2 protein-coding genes are annotated in these 1,901 nt (G+C 35.5%); both read right to left on the reverse strand.

Going from position 1 to position 1,901, the window contains the following annotated elements; all coding sequences use genetic code 11:
- Positions 1–85: 85 nt before the first annotated feature.
- Positions 86–469 (reverse strand): hypothetical protein, encoded by a 384-nt coding sequence (locus WSC_RS23855; RefSeq protein WP_016954336.1) that lies wholly within the window; start codon positions 467–469, stop codon positions 86–88.
- Between the two features lie 1,076 nt (positions 470–1,545).
- Positions 1,546–1,731 (reverse strand): hypothetical protein, encoded by a 186-nt coding sequence (locus WSC_RS0102545; RefSeq protein ID WP_016954339.1) that lies wholly within the window; start codon positions 1,729–1,731, stop codon positions 1,546–1,548.
- Between the last annotated feature and the right edge of the window lie 170 nt (positions 1,732–1,901).

Here is a 1,901-nt window from a genome sequence, read left to right on the forward strand (position 1 = left end):
CGCATAAGTGGCGCAAAAAAGCTTGGCTATAATAAGTGAGGCACGAACGCAGCCAAGCTTTTTGCGTCCACCCTTAATGCGATTGTTATATTTTTTCTACGCCTGTACGCCACTCTGAAATTTTATAGCCTTCATCCGTAACAGACTCGTAAGGTAATACATTTGTATGAGGTGCAGCAACATTAAATTTGAATGGCAGTTCATCTAGAAACAATATATTTTCTTGAAATACCAACTCAGCTCCAATGACATAGCAAGCCCAAGCACGAATAAAGTTAGTATTTTGAGGTTCTGACATTGAAGTTATGAACAAAGCACTTTTACCCAATAGCAATGCAGCTGACGCTTGTTCCCAGTGCGCTTCATAATCTGACTTAGACCAAAACGAAAAGTCTGATTCAAAGGACTCTACAAAATCATCGATTTGGATTTGGCCTTTGCCACTATTAGCTAATTGGAATCTATACATGATAAAAAATATAACGCCGCGTTAAGTGGCACAAAAGGCTTGGCTAAAATTTGCGAGGTACGAGCACAAGCCAAGCTTTTTGTGTCCGCCCTTAAACGCATTGTTATGTGCTAGTGTAATGCTTACCTGTAAACCAAATTATTTCACACTTCTTACAATGATATAAGATTGGAGCACCTTCGACTCTACCGTGTTCAAGGTGTTCTCCTAAATGATTATTACATTCAAGACAATGAAAGTTGTGACTTAATTGTCTAGTGTAGTCTTTTAATTTTACTCCTTGCCTTACATGGTCTTTCTTTATTGACACCATAAGTAAAACAAGTCCCACGAAGCCACAAGTGACTCCGACTATTTCATTAAAATACCAACCCAAGAATAAGCTCAATATTGAAAATACAAAGAAAGTTAGATTGCTATATACACTCAGAACGACAGGAGGCTTAAACGCATTTTTAACGATCATGACTGATTAACCTCCTAGGCACATAACGCCGTAGTAAAGGGTGTAATAAAGTTGGCTAACATTTTTGCTCAGCAAAAATTTGGCCAAGCTTTTTGCATCCCTTTGACTGCATTGTTAGAAATGCCCGACAACGCAAGAGTTGCATAAAAATACCCTTTACCGACAATTAAAAACGAATGCTTAAACTTAACGCAAAAACCTGCGATAACCAACAATTAAGCAAACAATAAATTGGTTTAAATTTAGCGTGTTAACAACGCGAAACTCACCAACAACTAAACACTAAAATGCCAATTTAACATGGCACGCAAAGCTAAATTAGAAAAAGCAGCAAAGCACACAAATACTTCATTTGAAGCCGTTTACTTGTAAGATTTTGCTATTTCTAACGCTTACATAATGGGAGACAAAAGCGTATTGGGCGTAGCCCAGCTTTTGGATTCCCTATTAATGTATTTGTTATAAATTTTAATATAATTGCACAGAATGTGCAGGAGGAAAAGAATTATGAGTAACATATTAACTTCAGAAGAAAAACACGCTTTACTGTTTAACTTAATGGAGACCAATAAATCATGGTCTCCTGACGAAGTGATTAAAATGTATGAGTTTATTCTTCAAGTACACTCTCAGGAAGTTCACCACGAACAACCCTGAGACATTTAGAATACATTTTTAATGTTTGTTCTTCAGAAGGTTTAGACATACCAGTATTAGGTAATAGCCTATTCATTAACTTATAAGCAACTTCTTCTGGAGTATTAACGATTACACTGTATTCATTATTTTCAGTCATAAGTATTTCCTTATTAAAGAGAGATATTTATTGTAGCAGGGCTACAGATGTTTGGGAAATTTATAACGCTTACATAAAAGGATTAAAACATTTTAAACGTAGTTTAAGAAGTACGTAGATTTATGTAAATGTTTTAATTCCTTTTAATGTTATTGTTATGGTGCTGATAG

It is taken from the genome of Catenovulum agarivorans YM01 (assembly GCF_000281085.1).
GTDB lineage: Bacteria > Pseudomonadota > Gammaproteobacteria > Enterobacterales > Alteromonadaceae > Catenovulum > Catenovulum agarivorans.